Origin of the sequence: Synechocystis sp. PCC 6714, from assembly GCF_000478825.2 — a bacterium.
In the GTDB taxonomy this organism is placed as follows: Bacteria; Cyanobacteriota; Cyanobacteriia; order Cyanobacteriales; family Microcystaceae; genus Synechocystis.
Genome location: NZ_CP007542.1, coordinates 2,199,498 through 2,225,684, shown reverse-complemented (window position 1 = coordinate 2,225,684; position 26,187 = coordinate 2,199,498). Strand labels below are relative to the sequence as shown.

Genomic DNA, 26,187 nt, shown 5'->3' with positions numbered 1-26,187 from the left:
TGATTGGAACCTTTCCACTGGGTCTGGGTCAACCTACCAGTTTAAGACCTTGCACAAATCACTTGTCAGGAAACCGACTGGACTCGATAATGGGCAAGCAATCGCGGCGAAACCCTAGCCAGTCGCGGCGTTGTTATTGGGAATTTTCCCATACTTCGTTTATATCTTTATCAACATTGATGGCTTGAATTGGGTGTCAGGACGTGTCAAACCAGAACAAAAGCGTGACTCTTTCTCCTTACTATCGACTTCTTTTGTTAACCAGTGGTCTTGTTCTGGGGGCATCTCCAGCCCAGGCAACTCAGCCATTTTCTCCCTTGAATATGCTAGAGGAGGGGCAAAACACCGAGTTATTAGTTCCCCCCTCTGCAGACCTCAATTTTCCTGGCCCTACTTCCGAGTCCGAAGCTTTTAATTATTCAACTCTCCAGGAAGCTGCCCCCTCCGCCGTAAATGCTCTTGATGGCCAGATCAGTGTTATCCCTGCTGAAATTGAGCAAATTGACGGCGATCGCCTGGGCCAGACAATGGAGATCAATGCCGGAAATTTAGATGGTGGAGTTGATGATTTTCCCTCCATCGATTCCGTTCAATTAGACCAAGCTAACAAATTACCCCATAGCACTACCGTTGGACAGGTTGCTCCGACGGTAGCCCAGCAGGCAGAACAGGAAAATTTAACCGCAGAAGCAAGGACAGATAATCAGATCGGTCAAGTTGAGCCGCAATCACCACTAATGGCCCAAGCCGTGGTGGAAGAAGAAGTTGAAGCGGTGGAGATGGAGGCGACGGAAGAAACCACCGAAACAACGGAAGAAGCGCCACAGGCAACCCCCTCCTTTACCCCCGATGCCCCTCCCACCACCACCGAAGGGACTCCTGGCCCCACCCAAAGCCTACCCAGCTTTACGCCTACGCCCCCTAGTGGCCCCAGCACCACTACCCCCGCTCCAGCCCAGGAAGAACCAAGGGTTTTGGTCAGTGAGGTTTTGATCACCGGCACCACCCCCGAACTGGAGTTATTGGTCTATAACGCCATACGTACCCAACCCGGGCGCACCACCACCCGCAGTCAATTGCAGGAAGATGTTAACGCCATCTATGCCACGGGCTATTTCAGTAATGTGCGGGTAGCCCCCAGTGATACTCCCTTGGGGGTGAGGGTGACTTTTGAGGTACAGGCCAACCCAGTTTTCACCGGTATCGATATCCGCACAGTGCCCGAAGTGGCGGAAGGGAAGGAACGTATCCTGCCCCAGGAAGTGGTGGATGAAACCTTTGGAGAACAGTACGGTAAAATCCTCAACCTCCGAGAATTACAGGAAGGGATTAAAGCCATCAATGAATGGTATTCCAGCCAAGGCTACGACCTAGCCCAGGTGGTGGGGTCTCCCCAGGTAGGGGCCGATGGCCAGGTTACCCTAGTCATTGCCGAGGGCATTGTGGAAAATATCCAAGTGCGCTTCTTTGATTCCGAAGATGAACCGGTACAGGGCAGGACTAGGGATTTCATCATCACCAGGGAAATGCGCCTTAAACCGGGGGATGTGTTTAACCGCAACCGGGCCCAGACAGATTTGCAACGGGTGTATAGTCTTGGTTTGTTTGAAGACGTGCGGCTGTCCTTTAATCCTGGCAGTGACCCCACCGAAGTAATTGTCAACGTTGATGTGGTGGAAGGTAATACAGGTTCCATCGCTGCTGGGGGGGGAATTAGTAGCACCAGTGGTTTGTTTGGAACCATCAGTTACCAAGAGAAAAACCTGGGGGGTAATAACCAAACCCTCGGCGTGGAAGCCCAGGTGGGTCAGCGGGAATTGTTATTTGATGTCAGTTTCACTGATCCCTGGATTGGCGGCGATCCCTTCCGCACTTCCTACACCGCCAATCTGTTCCGTCGCCGGACCATCTCCCTGGTGTTTGACGGGGCTGATTCCTCTATTCGTACCTTTAACGGCTTTGACAGTCCTAGGGTTGTACGTACGGGTTTAGGGCTGACCTTTTTTAGACCGATCGCCGATGATGTGTTTTCCCCTCCCGATTGGCGCCTATCAGCAGGGTTTGGTTACCAAAATGTCCGGGTAGAAAATGCCGCCGGGGCCCTGTCTCCCTTTTCAGCCCCCCTGAATGGTTTTGATTCCCAGCCCCTGTCCTTCAGTGACTATGGGGTGGATGAACTGTTCACCCTTTCCTTTGGAGCTTCCCAAGATAACCGTAACAACCCCCTCCAACCCACCAGTGGTTCCCTCGTGCGCTTTGGGGCGGAACAAACCATTCCCGTTGGTACAGGCAATATTATGATGACCCGGTTGCGGGGGAGTTACAGTTATTACATTCCTGTGGACTGGCTAGATTTAACTGGCTTTGGTTTGGTGGAATCCACCCAGCCCCAAACGGTAGCATTCAATGTCCAGGCGGGCACTGTGTTGGGGGATTTGCCGCCCTATGAAGCGTTTATCTTAGGGGGCAGTAATTCTGTAAGGGGTTACCAAGAAGGGGAGCTGGGCAACGGTCGCAGTTTCTTCCAAGCCACAGCGGAATATCGTTTTCCCATTATTGCGGCGGTGGGAGGGGCCCTATTTGTGGATTACGGTTCTAACCTGGGTTCCCAGGGAGCAGTGCCCGGTTTTCCGGCGATCGTGCGGGGGCTGCCCGGTTCCGGGGTTGGTTATGGTTTAGGGGTAAGGATTCAATCCCCCGTGGGCCCCATCCGCATTGACCTCGGCTTTACTGGTGAAGGGGAATCCCGCATTAACTTCGGCATTGGCGAGAAGTTCTAGGAGAAAGCCAAAACTGCCATTGGACAGATCCGCCGGTAACTTGAGACAATATTCCCAGCTAAAGCCTAGGTAGAGTGGGCCCATTGCTAATGCCCGCTTACTTTTTTCCATCCATGCAAACTTCCCTGTCTTCAACCATTCCGTCTGCGGATAAAGCTCTGGACGATCTTTTGCAAGAAGTCGATCGCCGTCGTAACTTTGCTATCATTTCCCACCCCGATGCGGGTAAAACCACCCTGACGGAAAAATTATTGCTTTATGGTGGAGCAATCCAAGAAGCAGGGGCAGTGAAAGCCCGCCGTAGTCAGCGCAGTGCCACTTCCGACTGGATGGCCATGGAGCAACAGCGGGGTATTTCCATCACTTCCACCGTGCTGCAGTTCGACTACCGGGGCAAAATTCTTAATTTGTTGGATACCCCGGGGCACCAAGATTTCAGTGAAGATACCTACCGTACTCTAGCGGCGGCGGATAATGCGGTGATGTTAATTGACGCTGCTAAGGGTTTAGAAACCCAGACCCGTAAACTTTTTGAAGTCTGCCGTCTGCGCCATTTACCCATTTTTACCTTTATCAACAAGCTTGATCGCCCCAGTTTGACCCCCCTGGAGTTGATGGACGAAATTGAGCAGGAACTGGGCATGACCACCTATGCGGTGAACTATCCCATCGGCACCGGTGATCGTTTCCGGGGGGTGTATGACCGTTTGAGCCAAACCATTCATCTCTTTGAGCGTACGGGTACCCATGGCAGTAAAAAAGCTTCTGATCAAACCGTTGCCCTGGATGATCCGCAGTTGGAACATTTGCTGGGCAGTGATTTATATGCCGAATTTCAAGATGAGTTGGAATTAATTGAAGAAGTGGGGGCAGAATTCAATTTGCCTGCGGTCCATGCTGGAGAAATGACCCCAGTGTTTTTCGGCAGTGCCATGAATAACTTTGGCGTAGAACTATTTTTGCAAGCTTTTTTGCAGTACGCCGCCAAGCCGGAAGCCCACGACAGTAACCGGGGCACCATTGAACCCACCTACGAAGAATTTTCTGGTTTTGTCTTCAAACTCCAGGCTAATATGGACCCCAAACACCGGGACCGCATTGCCTTTTTGCGGGTTTGTTCTGGCAAATTTGAAAAGGACATGGTGGTCAAGCATCCCAGAACGGGAAAAACAGTGCGTTTGTCCAGGCCCCAAAAGCTTTTTGCCCAAGAAAGGGAATCGGTGGACATTGCCTATGCAGGGGATGTAATTGGATTGAATAATCCGGGGGCGTTTACCATTGGGGACACGGTACACACTGGGGAAAAGTTAATTTATCCCCCCATTCCTTCCTTTTCTCCTGAGCTATTTGCCTACCTCAAATCCACCGATCCTAGTCAGTATAAAAACTTTAAGAAAGGGGTAGCAGAGTTACAGGAAGAAGGGGCGGTGCAAATTCTCCAATCCCTCGATGAAAGTAAACGGGATCCCATTTTAGCGGCTGTGGGACAACTACAATTTGAAGTGGTGCAGTATCGTTTGCAGGAAGAATACGGAGTGGAAACCCGCCTGGAACCGTTGGGATTCTCCCTCGCCCGCTGGGTAGTGGAAGGTTGGGATGCCCTAGAAAAAGCGGGAAGACTATTCAATACAGTGGTGGTCAAAGACCGTTGGGATGCTCCGGTCTTACTGTTTAAAAATCAGTGGAATTTAGAGCAAGTTGCAGGGGATTGCCCAGATTTAAAATTAAGTGCGATCGCCATTCCCCCTTCCATTTGAAAGATTGCAGCAACGAATCTGATAGTTTGTACTCAACCCAATAGATGTTCGGCGATCGCCAGTCCCGATAGGGCGGCCCCCTCCACTTTGCCACCACAGAAAGCATCTCCCCCAAAGTAAACTGGCCCGGGAAAATCTCCAAACAGGAAGGGTTGATCTAGGGAGTTTTGGGGGTGGCTATAGCGCCAGAGATGGAGATGGGAATTTAGTACTTTAGAGCCCAACCAGGGGTGAGCCGCTTCGGTCATTAACTGGATAACTTGTTCGGCATCGGTTTTTAAATGATGACGACTAAACTCTGGACCGGCCTGCACCGTCACCCCGTAACCTTGGGGGGAAATACCTTTTTTCGTACTGCAAGCAATCCATGCCAGAGGTTCGCCCGATAACCAGAGTCCACCGGGATCAGGGACCAAGCTGGGCTGCTCTAATAGTAAAGACAAACTAAAGCAAGGGTCATATACCACCCCGGTTAAGGTCTGTTGAATATCGGCAGGCAAATTGATGTTGGATGTTGTCAATAATTCTAGGGTCTGGGGTAACGGGGCCGTCACAATCAGGCGATCGCCTACGTAAAACTGCCCTGAGTCACAACGAACTTGCCAAATACCATCCTGCCAGTGGAAAGAATTTACCCTTTCCTGGTTAATTACCTTTAAATCTTGGGCTAAGTATTGGGCTAAACTACGGTTACTCGGCTCCCCTCGATACAGTTTTACCCCCTCACTGCGTATTGCTCCCGTTTCTGTTCCCATGCCTTCAGCCCAAACCTTGACCACACCGGTTTTCAGCCAATCCTCTACCCAAGCCAGAAAAAGGGGATGTTGAGCCTTGAAATATTGGGCTCCAAAATCGCAACAACCCAGGATGTCCCCATGGCGCAGTCTCCGGGAGGCAAGTCTACCGCCAATGCCTTTACCCTTATCGAGCACCGTCACCCCCAGGCCCTGACGTTGAAGCACCACCGCCGCCATTAAACCGCACAGGCCCCCACCAACAACAATCACAGATAATTGCTTCATTTTTCTTAATTTCTTGTTAATTTGGGCTACCTAATTGGGCTTATTTGTTAAGCCAGTTAACACCTACTTTAACCTGTCATAATTGTCCAACTATAATGTTAGATAATATGGGGGGCAATCAAAATCTTTTCAGTATTTTTATTTTTGTCGAATTCAGTGGTGCATCACCATGGCAGGCCACGTCAATGCAAGGATGAATATTTCTTCTAACCAAATCTTTCCACTCATGGCCACAGCGAGTCTACTGGTTCAGGCTTGGTTTCTCCAGGCCCCAGCGTTAGCCCAAAGGGCCCTCACCATCTGTGGAGCTGAGACGGGACGGGTATATTTGAGGGATCGTCCCAGTAATGCCAGCCAGAATGCCAATCGAACCCTGAGTAATGGTACTTCCGTACAGGGGTATGAAATTAGTAATGGTTTTATTTTTGTGCAAACAGCCAATGGATCTTCCGGCTGGGTCACAGAACGGTACCTTTGTGGCAGTTCCTCCTTTGGAGGCTATCCCTCCTATATTTGCGGCGCTGAGACGGGACGAGTGTATTTACGTGATCGACCCAGTAATGCCAGCCAAAATGCTAATCGAACTCTAAGCAATGGCACCGCCGTCAGCACAGAAAGCAACAGTAATGGTTTCTTCTTGGTGGAAACCATCAATGGTTTGAGAGGCTGGGTGACGGAGCGTTACGTTTGTCCCTAGGAGGCGAAACTTTCCAAAGGCATTACAGTCTCGGTAGAATCAAAGGTGATACCTGAGAATAGTCAATCAAAAGCCATGTCCATAATGTTGCAAGACCCCCAGACCATTCGTTTTTATCAAAAGTTAACCGATGCAATGGTGGATCTATGGAACCGTAGCCGTTCAATGGACGAAATCCGCCTCTATGTCGATGGGTTTATTGCCTGTCTGCGTTACACCGAGTACATTGAACCCTATTTGGTTCATCGTCTGGAGGAGGAGGTCTTTGCTTTTTTAAGGGACCCTTCTAACTTTAATTACTCCGCTTTTGAAACGGAAAAGGACTACGACTATTTCTAGAAGCGGCTAGAAAAATATGGCTAAGTTGATTGATTAATTGTTCACCTATCTAGTCCATTTTTTTATCGGGGCGATCGCCGCTGGAGTCATTTCCCTTGGTTTTGCCTGGTTATCGGATGATTTAGCTGGGTCTTTTTCCTGGGCTTTTTTAATTGTGGCCATGGCCTGTGGCCTGGGGGCGTTGTACATTTCTGGCTGGATTACTCCGGCGGTGTTGGCCATTTATCTGGGGGTTAATGTTTGGGAATGGTGGCAAACTAAATGATGAATTAGGTTAAATCACCCAAAAGCCGAGTTAGTCTGGAATTTGACTGTTTTCTGGAAATTGTTGTAGATGATGGCTAAAAATAAGACCGTTAGTCTAACTCGGGGACTGTGGAGCCTACTGATCTGGGGAGTAATGGCAACGGTTTGTCGGGCCGAAACCATTCCCTTCACTCTACTCCAGCTTAATGATGTCTATGAAATTGCCCCCATTGATAATGGCCGGTGGGGCGGCTTGGCCCGGGTGGCACATTTACGCCGGCAGTTACAACAGGCTAATCCCCACACCTACACTGTCCTTGCGGGGGATTTCCTCAGTCCTTCGGCCCTAGGTACTGCTCCCTACAATGGCGATCGCCTAGCGGGCAGACAAATGGTGGCGGTGCTCAATGCTATGGGCTTGGACTATGCTGCTGTGGGCAACCATGAATTTGACGTTAATGCCCAACAATTTTTGCAACGCATTGGGGAATCAGAATTTCAATGGTTATCAGCCAATATTGCCGATGCCGCAGGCAATAGGTTTTCCGGCATTGAACCTTACAAGATTCTGACCATTCCTGGGGCGGCAGGGGAAGAAGTAAAAGTGGGCATTTTGACCCTGACCATTGCCAGTAACCCCGTTGACTATGTCACCTACAGCGATCCCATTACCACGGCTCGCGGTTACGTAGATAATCTCAAGGGAGAAGTGGATGTTTGGGTGGCCTTAACCCATCTTTCCCTGGCTGAAGATTTGGCCTTGGCAGAAGCTATTCCCGAACTGGATTTAATTTTGGGCGGCCATGAGCATGAAAACATCCAGCGCAACCATTTAATTATTAAGCCCAACAGTTCCCCCAGTTGTCCCCGGGCCCAAACACCGATTTTTAAAGCCGATGCCAATGCCCGCACAGTTTACATTCACCAACTAACCTACGACACTGACCGGCAATGTTTACAGATTGATTCCCAACTCCAACCCATCACCGCGGCGATCGCCAGTGATCCGGCCACGGAAAAAGTGGTTGAGCAATGGCAGGAAATTGGCTTTAATGCTTTTCGCCAACAGGGATTTGAGCCAATGGCGGTGGTGGTGAACTCTCCCATCAGCCTTGATGCCCTTGACGCCCATGTGCGTAGTGCCCCCACCAATCTCACCCGGTTAATTACCAAGGCCATGGAGCAGGAAAACCCCAATGCGGCCATGGTGATTTTCAATGGCGGCATGGTACGCCTCGATGACCTACTCAGTGCCGGAGCCATCACTCAATACGATATTATCCGCCTCTTACCCTTTGGTGGTCGGGTAGTAACAGTGGAAATGGACGGGACTTTGTTGCAAAAAGTATTAGCCCAAGGGGAGAAAAATAACGGTACCGGTGGCTATCTCCAGCTAGGGGGCATAGCTCCAAACACTATTGAACTGAGCAAAACTTACCGGGTGGCATTGATGGAATATTTGCTAACCGGCCAGGAGGTGGGCTTGGATTATCTCACCGTCAACAACCCTGGATTAAAAGTGATTGACTACGGTCGAGATATCCGTTCCATACTGGTGGACTATCTACAAAACAATGCCCAGCAAGCTTTTACCGATTTGGGGGAACCGTAGGGTGAACTAATCCGGATACCAAAACATGCCCTTAATGCCTTCCGGGTCCAGCACAAAACCCAGACGGCGATAAAAATCTACCACTTGGGGGTCGGCAAAGAGGGTGATATTACTGATGTCGTAATGGCGTAATTTGCGGATGATATATTGCATCAGAGCTTTGCCCAAACCTTTACTCTGTAAACTGGGGTGGACCACCACATCCCAAACTGTGGCATTAAAAGCATGGTCGGAAGTGGCCCGGGCAAAACCCACTAACCGCCGCCGATTACCCCGGATTTCCCACATGGTGACCACTAAGAAACTACACTCTACGGCTTTTTTGACTTTGCGAATGGGACGCCGGGCCCAACCCACTGCATCACAGAGTTCTTCTAGCTCGTAGAGGTCAATTTCCCGGTCAGTGCTGAAAAATATCCGCCCTTTATCGTTGTCATTGGTGAGAAATTCTTCTGCCCCCGCTGTGCCCAGGGATGGTGAACTAGCTGAATCAGGATTAAAAAAGCGTTTCCAAAAAACCATGCCGTTGGGCGTTTAAGAACAAGCTGGGGTGGACAAAGGGAAAAAGACTAGGCAGGACTGCAACGTGGACAATGGGCTTCAAATTCTAAGTATAAGCTCTGATTGCTTCCCCCTGGTGAATCTCTAAAAGCCTAGATCCTCCCTGGCGATCGCCGCTTCGGCCAACACTTCCGCATCGGTTTTCTCGCCCCAATCACTGCAACCAATTTCACTATAAAACTGCTGGTCGTAGGCCCGGGTCCGCACTACCACGGGCATAGGCACCGCATGGCCCAACACCAAAGCCTGTTGCTTGGAATCCAGCTTGGCCAGCACGGAACGTAAGTTTTGCCCCCCTGATACCCCAGTAAAAATGGCTTCAATATCCTTTTCGTCGTTCAGTAAACAAGTGATGCGGGTGCCAATTTGGGACATAACCTCATTGTCAATGCCAGACGGCCGCTGGTCCACCACCAACAAAGTGACAAAGTATTTCCGCATTTCCCTAGCAATGGTGCCAAAAATAGTTTGGTGGACAATGGCAGAATCCAAAAAGCGGTGGGCTTCCTCAATGGTGATCACCAATTGCCTCGGGCGATCGCCAACGTGTTTAGTTTGGAGAAATTTTTCTGCTTTTTTAACGTAAATACCATGGATACGTCTGGTGATCATGTTGGTAGCCAACATGTAGGAAAGCAAATTAGATTGGGAACCAAATTCAATTACCACATGTTTACCCGCTTCCAAACATTGCAACAGTTGGTCAATGTAGTTATGGGTACTAATTTGTTTTAAGTATTTTAAATTTTCCAACCGTTTTAACTTTCTTTGCAAAGACATAATAGAACCGGGATGTCCTTGTTTTTCTTCACAAAAAACCTTAATTTCTTCATTAGTCATCACCAATAAACGGGAAATCCAACTAGAGCCAAATTCAGAAAATAAAATATTGGCATTGTCCAATGCTGCTTCCGATAGGCCTAACTCAAAACCCACTAAACGAATGTCTTCAATTTCAATTTGATCAAAGCTTAAATAGAGTTCCTGGGCACCCCTCACCCCCCGCCGTTTAGTGGATTCTGCATCGAGGGTAAAAATTTCCACTTCTCCCGGAAAGAGTTGCCGCAGACCCTTAACAGTGGAAACGGTTTTGCCTTCCTTCATGGCCTCCCAACCATACTCCGAGTGCATATCAAACATCAAATTAACCGCTGCCTGTTTGTGGATAATGCCGGAAATTAATAATCTAGTTAAAAAAGATTTCCCAGTGCCTGATTTCCCGAATACCCCATTGCTCCGTTCCACAAAACGGTCTAAGTCTAAACAAACTGGCACCGCCATATCTAACGGTTCACCAATGGCAAAATTACGGCAAAAAGGGTCATCTTCCCAGCCAAAAACCATCCGAAAATCCCGTTCACTAGCTTCAAAAACCTGGCTAAAATGGGCTGGAATTGTCTTCACTGGTAATAATTCCACGTCCGCATTACTGTTAGCTTGGTAGGAAGCAACGCCATTACCGTTATTTTGCTCAGTTGAACTTTCTCCCTTTGTTGAACTAGAACCAGTTTCTTTTTCTGACTCCGTTAACATCAACATGGGGGCCAATTCTAGGGTGCCGTAGGTCCCGCTGCCGGCCAACACGTCAATCAAAAAATCATCGTTAATGTTAGGAGGATTAGCCAAAATTCTTGGATTTGCCGTTCCCAAAGAAACATCGGTGAGCAAACAAAAAAAGCGCGATCGCCGACCTTGAATAACTAGAAATTTTCCTACCCGCATTTCTTCCACGGAAACGTCCGCATGGAGACGTACTTCCAAGCCTTTACTAAGGGAACCTTGGGTAACAGAGCCGAGGGCATGGTCTGGCATAAGTATTGAAAACACAAATCACCCCTTCAATCTAGCAAAAAGCAGGTCTGAGGCCATCTTTTGCTTTGCATACTTCAGTTCCGGGCTAACCTCGACGAGAACCCCATATCCCAATCATCGATTGGACCATTGGGAGTAGTCATATCGAAAATTTGTATTAATAAATAAAACGCTCTACAAACAGATTTTAAGATAGCTTTTATTTTTTGTGGTCTAAATTTGCCAATTTATAAATTCAAACACACTCAACAAGAGTCAGATTTAGATTCAAATTGATTTCTAGAAGTGTAGAGATTCAAATAAAAAATGAATGGATATTACCCATTGAAAATGCATATATTTTTTTACAAATTGTTTAGAGAGAGTAAAAAGAAGGGCCAATAGAAGACCACAAAACTCACAAAATAGAATTATTGTTTGTTTAAATCATAGCGCAAAAGCTATTATTATCAACGAAAATAGAGGCTTCATTTACTCTTAAAAAATATTTTTATTCTAAATAATTTTCCCTAAAGTCATATTTCGTACAGATGAAAGAATAGTTATGAAGATATACTTTTAGTTATGAAAATGAGTTTGATCGTCACGTCTGCTTATGGAACTAGTGCTCTGTCTTGATGCTGCATTTTTTTGTCGGAGGCAGTTTTGGTCCTTTCCCAGGCGAATAATCACTGTTTTAAGTAAAATTTCCACAATAATTTTTAGTAATTGAGATCTAGCTTAACTTCAGTGCAGAACAGGCTCACAGTCGTTTTTGGAATCTCTGGTGATCTAAGCCCCCATTACTCTGTTCAGCAAAACCGCCAAAATTCATCAATTCAAATTAGAATTAAACTACTTGTGTTCTTAAGTAATTAAAGGCACTTATTTTTCCCAAAAGTCCGTTCCCAATGAACCAAAACCGTCCCCTAAAACTCAACCAGTTATTAGGACTTCTACCCGTTGAAAGTTATGAACGTTTAGCTCCCCATCTGCAAAAAGTTTCCTATAAGAGCGGAACAGTACTCTACGAACCCAATGAGGTAATGGATTTTGCTTATTTTCCCAACACGGCCATGATCTCGGTTGTTTCAATTATGGAAGATGGCTCCACCACAGAAATTGGTTTGATTGGCAATGAAGGCATGGTGGGATTGCCAATTATTTTGGGGGGAAAGCAAAATATTAGTCGGGTGATCGTCCAGGTGTCGGGAGAAACATGGAAACTGAGTGCAGAAATTCTACTCCGGGAGTTTCAGCAGTCTCCCCCTACCCAAAGAATTTTGTTGCTCTATACCCAAGCCAGACTAACTCAGGTTTCCCAAAGCGCAGCCTGTAACCGCCAGCATAAAATTGAAGAGCGTTTGGCCCGCTGGTTAATGTCTGTCCATGATTGTGTCCAGGCAGATGAAATTCCCCTCACCCAGGAATTTGTGGCTAATATGCTCGGAGTCAGGCGATCGGGGGTAACCATTGCGGCCAATTCTCTACAACAGTCCGGCATGATTACCTATCGCCGGGGAAAAATAACTTTGTTGGACTACGATGCTCTCAAACAAACTAGCTGCGAGTGTTATAAATTGGTCCAGGATGAATATATTCGTTTGCTGGGGTTCCGTCGGGGGTAAAGGATCATAATCGTACAGACAAAAAATGATATTTTGTGTACCTTGGAATGGGGAGTGGATAGAAATAAATTTTAGTTCTATTGCTGTGCCACTGAAAGAGTGTCAGAGTAGTTTTTTAAAACTTGAGGATGCAAATATAAACGGTCTTTAGTTTTTATTTTGTTTGATTTTTGGGCAATGGGTTTTGCGAGGTAGGACAAATTTTTAGGAATGAAGGTAGCTTTAGGTGCGATTTTTGATGTATTTATACCATATTCTGGCGGTTCAATAGGGTGCCCCACTATCTTGTCAACGAAACTCTGATGATTGTCGATGAAGAAATCGACCAGTTCTTGCTTGAATTTCCCCAGAATCATCCTTTTGCCATGGCTTTGTCCATTCCCTATTTCCGTCTGGAGCTAAAAGCCAGAATCCTGAGTAAAATCCCCAACCGCCATAAAACTAGAGGGGAGAAAAGTTCGCAGTTTTCCTCTGACTATTATATATCAAATATCATCACTGAAAGATTAGCCATTGAAAATGAAATTCGGCAAGTTATGCCAGAAATGATTAACGGCAGGAAAAATGATCTTTCTTTACTGGAATTTTCCCCTGTGCAAAGTAATATTTCCAACAGTATTGATAATGGTAACGGTGGTTCTGAACAGGTATCTCATGCCAATTGCTGGGTAAAAATACATACCATGATTCCCTGTGTTACCTACTATTTTGGTCCATTTGTGGACAAGGGAGAAGCCAAAATTTTTGCTCCAGGGTATAGGGAAGATTTAAGAGCGGAAAAGGCTGTGGGAATTTTTACCAGTATTTATCAGGGTAATCCAGATAAATTAACGATAATTGATTGCCCAGAAGAACTTAAGGAAGATCAAAAAAGACTTTGGGAAAATTGTAAAAGACTTTATCGACAAAAGTCAGAACTTCAAGTTTTACATACGCCATCATCTTGGCAACTAAATTGGCTACCGGGTAATTATTTGACCACTGATTTGCAAGGCAGAATCAAAGATGCTAATGCTAATACTTGTCGTTTGCTAAACTTTCCCGTCAATGTTTTGCAAGGAGAACCATTAGTTTATTATGTGCCCCAACAACAAATTTTAATCTTTGAAAATCAACTCAAGACCATGGTCAATGATGAGGAAAAATGGTCAATTCCCTATCGTTGGTCGATGCAATTACAAACCTTGGCGATCGCCCCCATCAGTGTAGATATTCAAGTGAGCCAACAACGGGATACCCAGGGAAAAGTAATTGGTTTTTATTGGTTACTCAATGATACGACTTCATTGAAGTCTATGAACGATCAACTTTATTATGACTCTCGTCATGATACTTTAACCAGTTTGCCAAATCGTCGCTCTCTCTCCCATTTTTTAACAGAGTTACTCAGTAGCAATTGCCATTCCCAAAAACAATTATTTGCACTTTTACTTTTAGATTTAAATAAATTCAAGCGAATTAATGATCAATTTGGCCATGATTTTGGCGATAAAGTTCTAATAAAAGTGGCGGAAAATCTTCTAAAGTGTGTAAGGGATGGAGACCAGGTAGCTCGTCTAAGTGGGGATGAATTTGTAATCGTTCTCAAATCGATCCAATCGGTGAACGATGCCAAAAACTGTGCTTACCGTATCCACCATGCTTTTTCCCAACCTATGGTGCTGGATAATCATCGCCTCTCGGTGTCGGCCAGTGTGGGCATTGTTATCGGCAACGGTTCCCATACCGACCACGATCGCCTAGTCCACCATGCTGACGTGGCCATGTACGAAGCTAAAAAGAACGGTATGTTATTTGTGGTTTTCGATGATATTCAGCCCTCTGCCAATGGTAAGTCTCACCCCATGCCAGTGTTTGATCTTTCTGGCTCTTCTGACTTTGGGGCTGAAAATACATAGTCAAAAACACAGTATAGAAAACCGTTTTGGAATCAACCAAGGCCCCATGACCCCAGTAACCCACAAAATAGCTGAAGCTAAGAGTGTGTTTTAATAGCTTCCCAAGTTTTTGGGAGAAACTAGGCAAAAATTCTCCAGTGTTGCCCGAGGAGATTTAGGGGATCAATCAAGACTGTACACACAGGTTTTAGCAACTAATTTTTTCCTGCTGGTGCCGAAAAGTTCTCTGTTAAATTACTTTCTCCGGGGTGGGAAAGCTTGATTTTGGCGGGTTGAGCTAATTGGCCCCATTGGCCCTGGGATGTCCCCATGGGATTAACTGCCCCCCACCTTTGATAGTACAAAGCCAATTGTTGTTGATGATCCAATTGAAATCGTAATTGTTGACTACTCCGTTCCAGGGTGTGGGCCGTGTAAACCTGTTCCTGAAGATTTTCGGTGGAGGAAACCAGTTGCCCCAGACCGTCCACCAATTTTCTCAGGTTGTCACGGAAAGCAGGGTCGCCGGTCAGTTGCTCCACATCGCTGGTGATTTTCTGGGCATTTTCAAAGGTGAGTCGAGCCGCATCCAGGGTTTGTTGCAGGGTAAGCAAAAGGGTGGGGTTGCTGAGGTCCGCAGAAATTTGCCGGATATTATTGCTGGTGACAGCAGCATTTTCCATCAACAGAGCCAGGTCTCTGGTTAGTTTTTGGGTGTCGATCGCCGCTAGCCCATGGTTGATAGTGGCCACCGCAGTATTGATTTCCCGGCCGATCGCCTGGAGGTCTTGGTTAGTGGTTTCAATACTTTTCAGAGTTAGGTTCACCTGGGCTCGATTTTCCCCCACCAGTTGATTGAGGTTAACCATTAAGAGGGAAGCTTCTTCAATGGTGCGATTGATGTGGTCTTGGTTGGTCAGCACCACTTGGTTGACCCGGCTGGTCAGCAAAGAAGCGTTGTCAGCGGCGTTGGCGATCGCCTCAGAGGTACGGCCAAAGCCTCGCACCTGTTGATTAGCGGTTTTGCTGAGGGCGGTAATTTCCTCGCTCATGGTGGCAATGCGGGCGGCGGCCAGGTTGGCACTTTTGACGGTGGCATTGATATCGGCCACGAACTGGGGATCACTGTAGGCCTGGGCCAAACGGGCAACGCTATTGGTCAATTGACTACCAGATTGTCCCACCAACTCATCTCCATTGCAGAGGATTTTACCGCTTTCGGTACAGTCTGCACTGAGGGGATCAATAGCTAAAGCGGCTTCAGACAATTGGCGATCGGGAATCATCTCAATGGCCGCTTCCCCCAGCAAGCCGTAACGACTAATTTCCACTTGCACATCAGCGGGAATGCGTAACTGAGTGGAACTAATTTCTAGCTGGGCTAAAATTCCATTACTACCTGGGATGAGCTTGGCCACACGCCCCACTGGCACCCCTCGATAACGCACAGGTCCCCCCACCTGGAGTCCACTGGCATCGGTGAACCTCACCAAAACTTGATAGCCTGGATTGCCAAAGCCGCCCCCCCTTAGCCACAATGCTATGCCACCAATGATAAATAGCCCCAATAGGGCAAACAGACCAACGGAGCCTTCTTTGATGGTGCGGGGTCTGAGCATAACGATGTCTAAATAGATCCGAAAAAACAGGGCGATCCGCGTAGCTTTCTACCAATGGTAACAATGGTAAAAGTTCGCTCACCCTCGCCTTCTATTCCTAGGAAACCTCAGGAGGGCAAAGGGTTCCCCCATCTTACCCCCGTGTTGGCTAATCCAAAATTCGGATGGGGCCATCCACCTTGGCCTCAAAGAATTGGCGCACCAAAGGATTATCAGTTTCGTCGATGGCTTTGACTGACCCCTGCCATTGAATTCTACCGTCGTAGAGCAAGACCACCCGATCCGCTGTCCGACGAATGGTACTTTCTTGATGACTCACCATAATATAGGTGCCACAACCCTCCGGGGATCTTTGTAACCGTCGCACTAAGTCCTCAATCACCGTGGAGGCGATGGGATCTAAACCGGCGGTGGGTTCATCGTACAAAATCACCTCCGGGTTATCCTCCGGTTGATGGGGATTGGACATAATGGCCCGGGCAAAGCTAACTCGTTTACGCATACCCCCCGATAGTTGGGCTGGATAATAATCCTCAATGCCGGTTAAACCCACCAGAGCCAGTTTTTGGGCCACCTGCTCCCGAATTATTTCCTTGGACAGGGAAGAATGCTCCAGTAGAAAAAAGCCGACATTTTCCGCCACAGTGAGGGAATCAAATAGGGCTGATTGTTGGAACACTAGGGCGATGCGGATGCGTTCATTGTCGTCTTCCACAAGGCCCCGCCGGGGTTGGGCTTTAATAATCACTTCCCCACTGTCCGGTGACAATAGTCCAGCAATAATCCGCAAGATAGTGGACTTTCCTGTGCCGGAGGGCCCAATCACCACCAATGCTTCCCCTGGATATAAATCCAAGTTCACATTGTCCAAAATTTGGCGATCGCCAAAGGACTTACTAATGCCCCGAAGTTGAATGAGGGGTTCTGTCATATTGAATAATCCGGCCCAAACCCTAATCCACCCGCTCCAACTGCCAGAGAATTTGGTTCCCCTCCCTTCTCACCCGAGACACCACCCAATTGCGCCAAGACCAATGATCTCCCCGGCTAGTGACAGCACTGGGGTTAATATCCATTAAATCTGCCAACTCTGAACTGGTAATTAAGTAGCCCTGCTTGGCAATTTCTTCAGCGGCCCGTAGGGTTTCCACTAAATTACGCACCTGGAGGATCCGTTCTTCCCTCGATAACAGATACTCTTCCACATTATTGATAATATTTTCCATAACAATGCCTGCGAATAGTACTCCAAGAGCAATCTAGAACCATATCTGGGGGAATTTTCCCTTCCACATCTTAACCAGTTTCCCGAAAAAGGATGCTCAAATAAAACACTTTTTGCTTTTCTGAGTTAAATTTAACAGTCTAGGAAGCAAAGAACTATCTAAAGTACTAAAATAATTCATTCTTTTCCATGGCCAACTCCACCTGGGTGGCCGCTATAATGGACTGGCCAAAAAGTCCCTGTCCCTGGGCTTTGTGGTGGAAATGTTGTTAATTTAGCTCCTGATAGTTGTGTTGCACCGCAGTTTCCGCCTCTTTTGCCTAGCTTTACTGGCTTGTTTGCCTGGTTTTCCCTCCAATGTCTTGGCCCAGAACATCACCCCAGCTGCGGACGGCACTGGCACAACAGTTGATAGCCAGGGAAATCAATTCAACATTGGTGGGGGCAGTTTGTCGGGCGATGGGAAGAATTTATTCCACAGTTTGCAACAGTTTGGGCTAGACCAAGGACAAATTGCCAATTTCCTTTCTAATCCCGATATTCGTAACATTCTCACCCGAATTGTGGGGGGGGATGCGTCGATTATTAACGGTCTCATCCAAGTTACCGGGGGCAATTCCAATCTCTTTTTGATGAACCCAGCGGGGATGATTTTTGGTCCCAATGCCAGCATCAATGTACCGGGAGATTTTGTCGTCACCACCGGCTCGGCGATCGGTTTTGGTAATGACCAATGGTTCCAGGCTTTTTCTGACAATGATTACAGTTCATTGATAGGCAATCCAAGCCAATTTGCCTTTGATTTGGCTAACCCTGGGCTGATCATTAATGCTGGGGATTTATCAGTCACGGAAGGTAAAAGTCTCACCTTTTTGGGAAGTACCGTTGTCAACACTGGTTCATTGTCAGCACCGGGGGGAAGTATCACCGTGGCCGCCGTGCCAGGGCAAAATCGTATCCGCATTTCCCAAGTCGGCAGTCTACTGAGTTTGGAGGTGGAAGTTTCTCCCCAGATTGGCAAAAATGGTTCTTTTTCGGTGCTGGATCTACCGACCCTGTTGACCCGGGGAGCACAAAATCTCGATCTAGGTTTAGCGGTGCAACCCGATGGCAGTGTAATTAACACAAGTACAAATACAACGATTTCTTCATTACCGGGTTCTGTCACCGTATCGGGCAATGTTGATGCCAGTGGTAAAAGCACTAATATTTCCTCCGGTGGCCAAGTGGCGATCGCCGGCGATCGGGTTGCAGTGCAAGGGGCTACGGTGGATGTTTTAGGCAATGGCGGCGGCGGTACAGTCCGTATTGGTGGTGATTTTCAGGGCCAACCCAATCTGCCTGGCGCAACTCAAACCCTTGTAGATGCCGGATCGACAATAAACGCCGATGCCCTAGGCGCAGGGGATGGAGGAACAGTTATCGTTTGGGCCGATGATTCTGCTCGTTTTGGGGGCACTATCAATGCTCGAGGGGGATTGTTGGGTGGTGATGGGGGTTTTGTAGAAACCTCCGGCGCTAAGAATTTGATGGTTGATGAAACTGCCAGGGTAAATACCTTGGCGACTATGGGGGAACTAGGTACTTGGTTGCTAGATCCCCTAGAAATAATTGTCGGAACTACTGATGATTTCTTTGCTGAACCAAAGCTTGTTTCTGTATTCACAATTACAACCGCCTTGGACACTGGTAATGTCATCCTTCAAGCAGATGAATCCATTGCCGTTCAGTCAAATTTTAGTGCAGATCCGTCAGCCCCTGGTAATCTCACTTTCGATTCTCCCACGACCACTATCGATGCCCTTTTTTCTTTAGGAACTGGCTCAATTATTTTTGCTAATACAGGGCCTATTGATACTGGAAAAACATTAGTCACATCTTCATCTACTGGCTTAAATTTTGAAAACAACGTTGAGCTTAACGCCGATACAACGTTCAGGGTTTCGGGATATGACATCACTTTTGGGGAGTCTGTAAATGGCAATTTTGACCTTTTAGTTGATATTGAGGCGGGCTCGGTCTACTTCAACAACGGAGCTGGAAATGTCAATTCACTAGCAAGTCTTGATGTTAAAGCGGTAAATATTTTTCTTAGCAATAAGATAACTACACAGGGAGATCAAGTTTTTAGAAATGACATTTTTACCCAGGCTAATCCACTAGAGTTGGTTAGCAACACTGGTAGTATTTCAACATTTGATATATTTTCTGGTCTTGGTAGTCCAATCAACATCATTGCAGAAGGGGACATATCAACATCCAGAATATTATCTGAATTTCCTGATGGTAATGGTGGAGATGTGAATTTAAAATCAGGAGGCAATATCCAGGTTGGTGATATTTCCGTTTCAGCATTGGGGAGCGGAGGTATTAAGGGAGGCAATGTTGACATCCAGGCAGTGGGTGAGATTATTTTAAATAATATAAATGCATCTAGCTTTCAAAGCGGTGGTAACATTACCCTTAAGTCGGGAGATGACATAATTTCTTCAGGATTCTTAAGCGCTTTCGGCGAGAATTTTACTGGCGGTAAAGTTGATATATTTTCCAACTCAGCGATCACATTAGGTGCGATAGATACTTATGGTATTGATGGTGGAGATATAACCATTAACGCCTTGGGTAGTATTGAGCTTAATAGTTTATCTACAGGAGGTTCCAATGGTAACGGTGGAAATATAAATATACTTTCTTCCCTAGGCAACATAGATATTCAAGATATATTTTCTAACGGTCAAGGCATTGGAAATGGTGGACTAGTAAACATTACTTCTTCAGGCATAACTAGAACTGGTTTAATAGATACTAGTGGAGTAAATGGGGGAGGTGTAACCATCGTATCGGGAAGCGACACAACCACTGGAACTATAAATACCGGTGGATTTGATGATGGTTCAGGAAATGAAGGTTTTGGTGGAGATGTTTTAATTGAAAGCCAGGGAAAGATCACCACAGATTCAATCAATACGAATAGCGTCGCAAGTAGTGGTGATATCAAACTTACAGCAGAGGGAGATATTGATGTTGTTTCCTTAAAAACTGGTAAAGCAAATGAGACTGGCAAGGTAATAGTAACAACCACAAAGGGAAGTTTTCGGGCAGATGGGGGCACAGTAACAGGAACGCGTATTTTAACCAGCGGCAGATTAGTTGATATTAATGCAGGGGTTGATGTCTTTATTGACGGGGATGTCGAGACATCTGGTGTGCAGGGGGGAGATATCTTTATTACTGCCGATGGTGTCGTTGACATAGGAAATATAAACACGAAAGGAACAGAGGATCCTGGCGGTTTTGGCGGGGACGTGGTGGTTAACAGCCAAGGCGATATCATTACTGGTTCCATCGACACCCTAGCTGGCTCTGGCGGAGGTTCTATCAATTTTGAATCCAGCGCCAACGTAACAACAGGAGACATAACTGCTTTTGGTTCTTTTTTGGTTTTGGGTAGCAATGGAGGCAGTATTGACATCATTGCGGACGGCAATATCAATACCGGTTTCATAGACACAATGGGTGGATTTTCGGGAGGTTATATTAATCTCCAATCCAGTGGGAGTGTAACAACTGGAGATTTAAAAACCTTTAGTCTTCTAGAAACTCCCGTCGGCACCAATGGAGGCAATGTTGACATAGTTGCAGATGGGACCATCGAGACAGGGGACATAACCACCGTCGGAAAATTTAGCAGTGGGCAAATTAATCTCAGCGCTGGGGAAAATATAACAACTAAAAATTTATCTTCTGGGCGCTCCACAGATCCTGGGCTTAGTGGAGGGAGCGTTAACCTAATTGCCGATGGCACTATTGATACCGAAACCATAAATACAGCAGGGGAAACTACCGCCGGTTCTATTAATCTTCAGGCTATTGGAGATATACAAACTGGAGATCTCTTTTCCTCTGGAACCTTTGACAACAACGCTAGTGCAGGGGGACGAATTGATATAACTGGAGAAGGGAATATCGCCATTGGCGACATAGATACAAAAGGTGGTTTTAAAGCAGGCGATATAAACTTAAAAGCTAGTCAAGGAATTACGGTTGGTTCGATTGATGCCCAAGCAAAGAATGGCGACGGTGGCAACCTCACTTTTGATTCCCCCACAGTAGAAATTACTTCACCGGTTTCGCCAATTTCCCTAGGCACAGGATTCATTACCTTAGCTAATACATCCATCAATAATACTGGAAATATATTAATCACATCACCCACCAAGCTAACTATTGAAAATAGAATTGAACTGGATGCCAACGCAACTTTTAATATTCTAGGCAACGATATTACTTTTGATGACTCCATTAACGGTGAATTTGCCTTAATTATTGAGGCCGACAATATTTATTTTAATAAAAAATTGGGGGATATTATTCCACTCAGAAGCTTGGAAGCTAAGGCTTTAGGCATATACGTTGGCGATGACATAACCACCCAGGGCAGCCAACTTTTTAGTGGGGCATTTAGTGGACAGCTTCAACCAATAACTCTAGAAAGTATCAATGAATCGATAATCTTCACCGATAAGATCTCGATCAATAGAGACTTCAAAATCATTGCCGGACAAAATATTACCAGTCCATCTTTGTTATCCCTACAACCTGAAGAAGCAACTGTCAATATAACTCTGGAGGCAGGAAATGAAATTGCCATGGGGGATATTAGGACCCGTGGCGGGAATCTGGAAGTTGTAAAATCCGCTAACATTTCCATGGATGTTATAGACACATTTGAATTTGGTAAATCTGGGGGTAATGTAACACTAAACTCTGCGGGTTCAGTTGTGGTGAGGCAGATAGATACCTCGGCCGCTATTACGGGATCTGAGAGCACGGGAGGGAGCGTCTTCATCGATGCTGGGGGCACCATCAACGTACAGGAAATTTTGACCGACGGGAACAATGGCGGCAATGTCAATTTGCAAGCCGGTCAAGCTGTTGCTGTGAGTATCATCGACACCGAGGGGAACGTCGGCTCCGGTGGTAAGGTCACCATTTTGGGTGAAAGTGTTGAGGTAGATAGCATCTCCACTCTGACGTCCAATTCCACCACTGAAATTACATCCGCTGGGGATGTGAGCATCACTTCCTTTGCCGGCGACATTACAGTAGGGGAAATAGATGCCACTGCACAGTTTGCTCCATCTGGATTTGGAGGTAACGTAACGCTAAATTCTGCGGGTAAAGTGGTGGCAGGGGATGTAAATGCCTCCGCTTTGGATACAGAGACAGGGGGGACATCTGGCATTGTTTTGATTGATGCCAAGGACAGTGCAGACATAGGGGATATTTTAACTAAAGGCAATATTGGCGGTAAAGTTGAACTAACAGCTGGTCAGGGTATTATCGTTAGCTCCATCGATTCCCAAGGATTCACTGGTTCTGGTGGGGAAGTCAACATTATGGGAGACAATGTTCAGGTGGATAGTATTTCCACCCGGACTTCTAACACCACCACCACCAATACATCTGCTGGGGACGTGACCATAACTTCCCTTTCCGGCGATATTGCTGTAACAGGGAATATAGACGCCAACTCGCTAGTGGGGGGCTCTGGGGCTGGGGGGGACGTAACACTGAATTCTGCGGGCAACATCACCTTCCCAGGGCAAATAAGCACGATTGCAATTGGCGCTGCAGTAGGTAATGTGAGCCTTAGTGCTGTGGGCAACATCACAATGGGGGGAATAGAAGCTTATTCTGCTACTGGGGGATTTGACGGAGGGATCATAGACTTAACAGCCAATGGAGATATTAGCGTCGGCAAGATGGAAACTTGGAGTGCCAATGCATTTGCCGGAGACATCAACATTACTTCCTTTGGAGGCAGTATTGAAGCAACAAATACAATAGGCGCCTATTCACTTGGGGTCGGGGGATCCGGAGGTAATGTAACCATCAATTCTGCGGGTAACATTACCACAAAAGCCATAGAGGCCTTTGGGTCTAATCAAAATGCCGGCAATGTCACTTTAAGCTCCACAACGGGGAACATTACAACGGAAGAAATTAACACTTTTGCATCCGCAGCTGGCGGTGAAATATCTCTAAAAGCCGGTGGTAGTATTCAGACGGGCTCGATTTCTACAGAAGCAACAGCCCTAAATAGTTTTGGAGGAAATGTAAATCTAGAAGCCGTGTCGGGAAGTATCACAACAGAAGATATTGTCGTAACGGGAGATAATGGCGGCGATGTTACTCTAACGGCCGGTAAAAATATTACAGTCAAATTCATCAATGCCGAGGGATTAAATGGATTTGGCGGTAATGTCAAAATCGTTGCAGGCAATACCTTCCGTGCACTGGGCATCATTGATGACTTTAATAATGCAAGTATTTCCACTGCTTCTCAACTTGGTCCCGTAATTACAACCTTTGGCGATGGTCGTGGACAAATTTTTATCCAAGTTGGTAGTGACACAGCACCATTCATTGTGGGAGATGCCAGTGTTAATGGTACGGCCGGAACGTTGACCACCGGCACGGACAATACAATCAGTATCGGTACGTCTTTTTTCGAAACCACTGTTGACGGCGATATTACTATTGCCATTGGAGATCTCCCATCTGAGCCGGAACCTGAACCCGAGCCGGAACCTGAACCTGAGCCGGAACCTGAACCCGAGCCGGAACCTGAACCCGAGCCGGAACCTGAACCCGAGCCGGAACCTGAACCCGAGCCGGAACCTGAACCCGAGCCGGAACCTGAACCCGAGCCGGAACCTGAACCCGAGCCGGAACCTGAACCCGAGCCGGAACCTGAACCCGAGCCGGAACCTGAACCCGAGCCGGAACCTGAACCCGAGCCGGAACCTGAACCCGAGCCGGAACCTGAACCCGAGCCGGAACCTGAACCCGAGCCGGAACCTGAACCCGAGCCGGAACCTGAACCCGAGCCGGAACCTGAACCCGAGCCGGAACCTGAACCCGAGCCGGAACCTGAACCCGAGCCGGAACCTGAACCTGAGCCGGAACCTGAACCCGAGCCGGAACCTGAACCTGAGCCGGAACCTGAACCCGAGCCGGAACCTGAACCCGAGCCGGAACCTGAACCCGAGCCGGAACCTGAACCCGAGCCGGAACCTGAACCCGAGCCGGAACCTGAACCCGAGCCGGAACCTGAACCCGAGCCGGAACCTGAACCCGAGCCGGAACCTGAACCCGAGCCGGAACCTGAACCCGAGCCGGAACCTGAACCCGAGCCGGAACCTGAACCCGAGCCGGAACCTGAACCCGAGCCGGAACCTGAACCCGAGCCGGAACCTGAACCCGAGCCGGAACCTGAACCCGAGCCGGAACCTGAACCCGAGCCGGAACCTGAACCCGAGCCGGAACCTGAACCCGAGCCGGAACCTGAACCCGAGCCGGAACCTGAACCCGAGCCGGAACCTGAACCCGAGCCGGAACCTGAACCCGAGCCGGAAAGACCCGTTCCTCCAGATGTCGATGACAGGGATGATGGACGGCCGATTTTCTTCGACGTAGAAAGATCCACTAACCTCAATACCCCCAATTTGCAAATGGAGGAGTTAGCCCGTTTTACTCTTGAAACAAATCTAACCCAGCAAAATCAATCTTCTGAGCTTACCGTCGGTCAAAGTTTGCCTTTTGATCAGCTCACCCTCGAGCAACAACTGTTCGATAATGTGGAGGAGACGATCGCCTCTGAATTCATCAATTACCTAGACATTGACGTAATTGTTGAACCAGTGAATGTCCAACAAGCCCTCCAGGATCTTGATGCCCAAACGGGGGTTAAGTCATCACTGGTTTATATTTACTTCTATCCCCCAGGTAAAGCGGAAGAAAGTGTGCCGGAATGGCAATTTTCCTTTTTAGATGGAGAAGTTATTCCCCCAGTGGCGATCGCCCAGAAGTTACATGAATGGCAGATTGCTTCGACGGAACAATTGATTATTCCCCCCAATAATGATCCCCAAGGAGATGATCAATTGGTGATTGTGGTAGTGACAGCGGATGGCATTGCCAAACCTATTCCCCTGAACATTACTCGTCGGGAAGTGGTGCGCCAGACGGAGTTGTTACACCGCAATTTAACGGCTGTCAGTCAGAGTGATGACTATCAAATTCAAGCTTCCCAGCTATATGACTGGTTGATTAGACCTATTAAGTCAATTTTGGAGCAACGCAAAGTTCAACATATTAGTTTTGTTCTCGACCGGGGTCTGCGGTCTCTGCCGATGGCAACTATGTACGATCGCCAGTTGGGGCGGTATTTGATTGAGGACTATAGCGTGGGGTTAATGCCTAGTTTGGCTTTAACTAACCGGGAGTATGCACCATTAACTGGAGCCCAGATATTGGCCATGGGAGCAGAGAGATTTGCAAACCAAAGTCCACTGCCGGCGGCGGCGGTAGAAGTGGATACCATCACTAGTCAACTCTGGCGGGGCAGTGCTTTCTTGAACGAGCAATTTACTGTAGATAATTTTGTGCAGTCCCTTGCTACCAACGAATATCGACTGGTGCACCTAGCTACCCATGGGGAATTCTTGCCTGGTAATCGTAACAATTCCTTTGTGGTTTTCAGTGATAGGTCTTTGAATTTAGACCAATTTGCCAATGTTGGTTTGGACAAGCCCATCGACTTAATGGTGCTATCAGCCTGTCGCACAGCCGTGGGGGACTTTGACGCGGAATTGGGCTTTGCTGGATTGGCGGTAAAAACCGGAGTTAAAACGGCGATTGGTAGCCTTTGGTTTGTTAGTGACGAAGGGACCTTTGCGCTGATGAGTAGTTTCTATAACCATTTGCAGGGGTCTCCCATTAAAGCTAAGGCTCTACAACAGGCTCAACTCAGTCTGCTGAATCGAGAAATCCGAGTGGAAGACGGAAATTTAATCTTGGGGAATGGAATAACTATTTCCCTGGCGGAATTACCAATCAAACTTCAAGAACAGTTAGCCACCCATGAATTGAGTCATCCTTACTTCTGGAGTGGTTTTACTTTAGTGGGTAGCCCGTGGTAATTGTCCGTCTTTTCGAGCCCCATTTAATTTCAGATGTCGTCCCGGC

16 protein-coding genes are annotated in these 26,187 nt (G+C 47.3%); 9 read left to right on the top strand and 7 right to left on the bottom strand.

The window, feature by feature from the left end:
• Positions 1-224 precede the first annotated feature (224 nt).
• Positions 225-2,780 (top strand): BamA/TamA family outer membrane protein, encoded by a 2,556-nt coding sequence (locus tag D082_RS10180; protein WP_238546687.1) that lies wholly within the window; start codon positions 225-227, stop codon positions 2,778-2,780.
• Between the two features lie 113 nt (positions 2,781-2,893).
• Positions 2,894-4,537, top strand: a complete 1,644-nt coding sequence (gene prfC, locus D082_RS10175; protein ID WP_028947778.1) for a peptide chain release factor 3 — start codon at positions 2,894-2,896, stop codon at positions 4,535-4,537.
• A 32-nt stretch (positions 4,538-4,569) separates the two neighbouring features.
• Here the strand turns inward: prfC and D082_RS10170 are convergent, their stop codons facing one another.
• Positions 4,570-5,559 carry an NAD(P)/FAD-dependent oxidoreductase gene (locus D082_RS10170; RefSeq protein WP_028947779.1) on the bottom strand — a complete coding sequence of 330 codons (990 nt, stop codon included), beginning with the start codon at positions 5,557-5,559 and terminating at the stop codon, positions 4,570-4,572.
• A gap of 169 nt (positions 5,560-5,728) precedes the next feature.
• Between D082_RS10170 and D082_RS10165 the strand changes: the two genes are divergently transcribed.
• The 4 genes from D082_RS10165 to D082_RS10150 all read left to right on the top strand — a co-directional run bounded on the left by D082_RS10165 (position 5,729) and on the right by D082_RS10150 (position 8,453).
• Positions 5,729-6,256: an SH3 domain-containing protein gene (locus D082_RS10165; protein WP_028947780.1), complete on the top strand. Its 528-nt coding sequence runs from the start codon at positions 5,729-5,731 to the stop codon at positions 6,254-6,256.
• A gap of 75 nt (positions 6,257-6,331) precedes the next feature.
• A complete protein-coding gene (locus D082_RS10160) occupies positions 6,332-6,595 on the top strand; it encodes a DUF6761 family protein (RefSeq protein ID WP_081857640.1) in 264 nt (87 codons plus the stop codon).
• A gap of 37 nt (positions 6,596-6,632) precedes the next feature.
• Positions 6,633-6,860 carry a hypothetical protein gene (locus tag D082_RS10155; RefSeq protein WP_028947782.1) on the top strand — a complete coding sequence of 76 codons (228 nt, stop codon included), beginning with the start codon at positions 6,633-6,635 and terminating at the stop codon, positions 6,858-6,860.
• A 135-nt stretch (positions 6,861-6,995) separates the two neighbouring features.
• Entirely contained in the window at positions 6,996-8,453 is a 1,458-nt protein-coding gene (locus D082_RS10150) for a bifunctional metallophosphatase/5'-nucleotidase (protein ID WP_238546686.1), read from the top strand.
• A gap of 6 nt (positions 8,454-8,459) precedes the next feature.
• Here the strand turns inward: D082_RS10150 and D082_RS10145 are convergent, their stop codons facing one another.
• Positions 8,460-8,975 (bottom strand): GNAT family N-acetyltransferase, encoded by a 516-nt coding sequence (locus D082_RS10145; RefSeq protein ID WP_028947784.1) that lies wholly within the window; start codon positions 8,973-8,975, stop codon positions 8,460-8,462.
• 123 nt (positions 8,976-9,098) lie between these two features.
• On the bottom strand, positions 9,099-10,826 hold the full coding sequence (locus tag D082_RS10140) for an ATP-binding protein (RefSeq protein ID WP_028947785.1): 1,728 nt from the start codon (positions 10,824-10,826) through the stop codon (positions 9,099-9,101).
• Between the two features lie 890 nt (positions 10,827-11,716).
• Between D082_RS10140 and D082_RS10135 the strand changes: the two genes are divergently transcribed.
• Positions 11,717-12,433, top strand: coding sequence for a Crp/Fnr family transcriptional regulator (locus D082_RS10135; protein ID WP_028947786.1), 717 nt, complete (start codon positions 11,717-11,719; stop codon positions 12,431-12,433).
• 77 nt (positions 12,434-12,510) lie between these two features.
• Here D082_RS10135 and D082_RS18700 read toward each other — a convergent pair whose 3' ends face one another.
• The gene (locus D082_RS18700; protein ID WP_162472467.1) at positions 12,511-12,789 is read right to left on the bottom strand and encodes a hypothetical protein; all 279 of its coding nucleotides are present in this window, start codon (positions 12,787-12,789) and stop codon (positions 12,511-12,513) included.
• Positions 12,790-12,798: 9 nt separating this feature from the next.
• Here D082_RS18700 and D082_RS10130 point away from each other — a divergent pair, with 9 nt between their 5' ends.
• Positions 12,799-14,331 carry a diguanylate cyclase domain-containing protein gene (locus D082_RS10130; protein WP_238546685.1) on the top strand — a complete coding sequence of 511 codons (1,533 nt, stop codon included), beginning with the start codon at positions 12,799-12,801 and terminating at the stop codon, positions 14,329-14,331.
• 194 nt (positions 14,332-14,525) lie between these two features.
• Here D082_RS10130 and D082_RS10125 read toward each other — a convergent pair whose 3' ends face one another.
• The 3 genes from D082_RS10125 to D082_RS10115 form a co-directional block, all read right to left on the bottom strand.
• Positions 14,526-15,929 (bottom strand): MlaD family protein, encoded by a 1,404-nt coding sequence (locus D082_RS10125; RefSeq protein ID WP_051738803.1) that lies wholly within the window; start codon positions 15,927-15,929, stop codon positions 14,526-14,528.
• Positions 15,930-16,077: 148 nt separating this feature from the next.
• Positions 16,078-16,860 (bottom strand): ABC transporter ATP-binding protein, encoded by a 783-nt coding sequence (locus D082_RS10120; protein ID WP_028947788.1) that lies wholly within the window; start codon positions 16,858-16,860, stop codon positions 16,078-16,080.
• Positions 16,861-16,882: 22 nt separating this feature from the next.
• The gene (locus tag D082_RS10115; protein ID WP_028947789.1) at positions 16,883-17,155 is read right to left on the bottom strand and encodes a hypothetical protein; all 273 of its coding nucleotides are present in this window, start codon (positions 17,153-17,155) and stop codon (positions 16,883-16,885) included.
• Positions 17,156-17,444: 289 nt separating this feature from the next.
• On the opposite strand from D082_RS10115, the gene D082_RS19045 reads away from it, so the two are divergent.
• Complete coding sequence (locus tag D082_RS19045) at positions 17,445-26,141, top strand: CHAT domain-containing protein (protein ID WP_051738801.1); 8,697 nt, start codon at positions 17,445-17,447, stop codon at positions 26,139-26,141.
• Positions 26,142-26,187: the final 46 nt, after the last annotated feature.

Coding starts and splice junctions, on each gene's coding strand:
- D082_RS10145 (WP_028947784.1), bottom strand. CDS start 8,975: ATGGTTTTTTGGAAACGCTTTTTTAATCCTGATTCAGCTAGTTCACCA.
- D082_RS10165 (WP_028947780.1), top strand. CDS start 5,729: ATGGCAGGCCACGTCAATGCAAGGATGAATATTTCTTCTAACCAAATC.
- D082_RS10130 (WP_238546685.1), top strand. CDS start 12,799: ATGGCTTTGTCCATTCCCTATTTCCGTCTGGAGCTAAAAGCCAGAATC.
- prfC (WP_028947778.1), top strand. CDS start 2,894: ATGCAAACTTCCCTGTCTTCAACCATTCCGTCTGCGGATAAAGCTCTG.
- D082_RS10170 (WP_028947779.1), bottom strand. CDS start 5,559: ATGAAGCAATTATCTGTGATTGTTGTTGGTGGGGGCCTGTGCGGTTTA.
- D082_RS10120 (WP_028947788.1), bottom strand. CDS start 16,860: ATGACAGAACCCCTCATTCAACTTCGGGGCATTAGTAAGTCCTTTGGC.
- D082_RS10140 (WP_028947785.1), bottom strand. CDS start 10,826: ATGCCAGACCATGCCCTCGGCTCTGTTACCCAAGGTTCCCTTAGTAAA.
- D082_RS10135 (WP_028947786.1), top strand. CDS start 11,717: ATGAACCAAAACCGTCCCCTAAAACTCAACCAGTTATTAGGACTTCTA.
- D082_RS18700 (WP_162472467.1), bottom strand. CDS start 12,789: ATGATTCTGGGGAAATTCAAGCAAGAACTGGTCGATTTCTTCATCGAC.
- D082_RS10150 (WP_238546686.1), top strand. CDS start 6,996: ATGGCAACGGTTTGTCGGGCCGAAACCATTCCCTTCACTCTACTCCAG.
- D082_RS10160 (WP_081857640.1), top strand. CDS start 6,332: ATGTCCATAATGTTGCAAGACCCCCAGACCATTCGTTTTTATCAAAAG.
- D082_RS10125 (WP_051738803.1), bottom strand. CDS start 15,929: ATGCTCAGACCCCGCACCATCAAAGAAGGCTCCGTTGGTCTGTTTGCC.
- D082_RS10115 (WP_028947789.1), bottom strand. CDS start 17,155: ATGGAAAATATTATCAATAATGTGGAAGAGTATCTGTTATCGAGGGAA.